The organism is Aequorivita sp. CRS11 (assembly GCF_059693805.1).
Genome location: NZ_JCATIG010000022.1, coordinates 1 through 2753, shown reverse-complemented (window position 1 = coordinate 2753; position 2753 = coordinate 1). Strand labels below are relative to the sequence as shown.

Sequence of the window (2753 nt, the reverse complement as noted above, 5' to 3'; positions counted from 1 at the left end):
AGCTTGTGAAGAGTTTTTCCTGATAGTTTTTCTTGCCTTGCATAGGCATGAAATTAATAAACTTCTCAATTTTATACAAGCCTTTTGCTATATTTGAAGAGGTGGTTGTGCAACAGGCACACCGTATATAAAAAATTGCTGGTGTTTGGCTTAAACAAAGGTAGTTGCACGTTTGCTACGTCTGAATTTCCTTCGGAAATTCCTCGCACGCAAACCCGCAACTTTCCATATACAAACACGTTGGCAACAAGCTGAAAAATGAAACACGGAATTAAAATTTTGTATGGAATCTTAGCAATTGGGATTTTAATTTCAATCTTTCAAATTGTAAACGACAAAGGCGGTTCAGCTTTCGGTAATATAATTGACACTTTCACAATTATTTCAATAATTCTGTTTCTTTCAACAATTGTATTTCTTTTATCATCATTAAAAAATAATATTAGGAAAATAAATGTTTGGTTTCTTCTAATTTTAAGCTGTCCACTTACCGTAATGTCATTGACAAATATGTCAAAGGAGCTTTCCTTAAAAATGACAGAAACGACAACGCCTAAGGAATATATTTATAATGTAAAAGTTTCACCAGAAAAATATGAACTAGATAAAATCAAACTCCAAAATTTGGTTGACAGTTTAATAAAAGTTAAAATCATAGAACGACCATCAGAATTAGCTTTGAGATATTTTAATGGAAAAACATATAACGACTCACTAGATAGAAATTGGGCAATTGACTTACCAACAAAAACTGAATATAAAGAATCAATTATCGACACATTGTTTTACGCTGATAATGGAAATGAAATTGTTGCTGGACTACTCATAAACAAAGTATCTAATAAATATTCTGGAAAAATTGAATATTTTGGTAAAGGATTTGAATTTGACAAAAACGACTGGAAACCATTTGATATGCTAAAATATTCAGTTACAGGTTATGATAATTATAAATCGTGCTCCGACAGATTGAGATACTATTATTTAAAAAAAATCGGAACTTTTGAAAACGAATACAATATGAACGATACGAGATTTTTGAATGGAACCGAATAAAAAAGCCAGTTGCCAACACGGTGTATAAAAAATTGCTAGTTTTAGCTAACACAAAGTTTGTTGCCCGTTTGCTGGCTTCCGATTTTCCTTCGGAAAATCCTCGCCCCCAAACACGCAACTTTCCATACACGAACACGTTGTACGCAATTATGAAGAAAACCATCGCAATTCTTTTTTTACTATCCTTAATTCTTGGTTGTCAAGAAAAAGAAAACGTTATCACAGTGTTCAATAAAGATGGCATAGCAATAAAGAAAAGTTTTTTTGACATTAATGACAAATTAGTAAAGACGATAAAATTTTACGAAAGGAATCCAGAAGTAGAATATAAAATGGTTTTTAAAAAAGATAATTATGACAGTATAGTCTATAAATATGACAACGGAAAAGTATTTAAAACTGGAAAAAAAACGTTAGATTCATTACTGACTGGTATATGGAATCTTTATGATAGAGAAGGTAAATTGAGGGAAATTCGTGAATTTTTTATTGTAGAAGGCAAATCGAAATTAAATAGAGCTTGGTTTTTGAATAAAAAAGGAGATACGGTAGCCTGGAATGATGATAACAATGTATTTGACCAAAAAGAGTTTGCTCACGATACTTTATCCATCAGACATAGTTCTTACAATATTTTTCAATTTAATAAAGATACAATATACCTTAATGAGCCTATTAGAGGAGTCGCATATTGCTTCTCTCCAAGAATTGAAGATAAATATAACTCACAAATTAGAGTCTTCTTAGATACTAATGACGAGAAATTTACATTTGACTTTTCTAATGATAGTATAATTAGAAAGCAAGGTTATAATAATCTAGAGATAGACACTATAAATCAAAAGTGGTTTGATGATATTTCGAAAGAAGATTTTAGATATACCGCTGTATTTGGGAGTTGGTTTGAGAATCCAGGGAAGAAATTACTTCAAGGTTATATGGAAGAATATGCCATTGGACCATTTCAAGATATTGATGCAGATAGCATAACATCTCGGATATATTTTAGAAAAGAAATTTTTGTCAAAGACACGTTAAATAAATAACTGCGTACAACATTAGTAACCGTTGCACAACCCCTTAATTTTTTAAACCTGAACCAATATAGGCCGTTTTCCCCACTGCTGTAGCCGGTGTCTGCCAAGAGGTGCTCCCAAATCATTCCCTCCTTTCTCAATCGCCTGTTAAGTCTTGCCACGGTGTCTTGCAAATACTGGTTGTCCTTCTTGTCGGCGTGGTAAGCCTGCACATCGGTAATCACGTGGCCCCCGGTATCTACGCTTATGTTGCACAGGTAGTTGAGCTTTCTTGCCTTCCCGGGCTTGACACTTATTCTGGAATCGGGATCGGTAGGACTATAATGGGTCTTGTTGCTGGTGTAACGGCAGCCCTTGTTCTTGGCTCCCGGGCGCATATCCTGGTCTTCGCTCCATCTTTTGTTACGGCTCTTGATCTCTTGTAATTCTTTTTTACTGGCCGTTATCTCTTGTTGTTCTCTAGGCGCTTTGTTCTCTTTGGCCTTTCTGTCCCTGCTGCTCTGTACGCGCATCTTGGAAAGGTGTTCTTCAAGTGCATCTGCCGGCACTTTGATCTCAAGACTGTCCATCGAGGCATTGGCCTTTACAGGAGCTGAATCGATGGCCTGGGTATGGCCGCTTACCAGACCGGCTTGTATGCACAATTTTAAAACACGGGTA

Annotated in this window: 3 protein-coding genes; 2 read left to right on the top strand and 1 reads right to left on the bottom strand. The window is 35.2% G+C overall.

Going from position 1 to position 2753, the window contains the following annotated elements:
* The first annotated feature begins 258 nt into the window (after positions 1-258).
* The gene (locus tag AC58DT_RS15515; protein WP_497217709.1) at positions 259-1056 is read left to right on the top strand and encodes a hypothetical protein; all 798 of its coding nucleotides are present in this window, start codon (positions 259-261) and stop codon (positions 1054-1056) included.
* A 149-nt stretch (positions 1057-1205) separates the two neighbouring features.
* Positions 1206-2102 carry a hypothetical protein gene (locus AC58DT_RS15510; protein WP_497217708.1) on the top strand — a complete coding sequence of 299 codons (897 nt, stop codon included), beginning with the start codon at positions 1206-1208 and terminating at the stop codon, positions 2100-2102.
* Here AC58DT_RS15510 and AC58DT_RS15505 read toward each other — a convergent pair.
* On the bottom strand, positions 2021-2753 hold a 733-nt coding region (locus AC58DT_RS15505; protein WP_497217707.1), incomplete at its 5' end, for a transposase. The two genes, AC58DT_RS15510 and AC58DT_RS15505, sit on opposite strands and share 82 nt — an antisense overlap.

Excerpts from the sequence above, each read along its gene's own strand:
- AC58DT_RS15515 (WP_497217709.1), top strand. The coding sequence starts at position 259 with ATGAAACACGGAATTAAAATTTTGTATGGAATCTTAGCAATTGGGATT.
- AC58DT_RS15510 (WP_497217708.1), top strand. The coding sequence starts at position 1,206 with ATGAAGAAAACCATCGCAATTCTTTTTTTACTATCCTTAATTCTTGGT.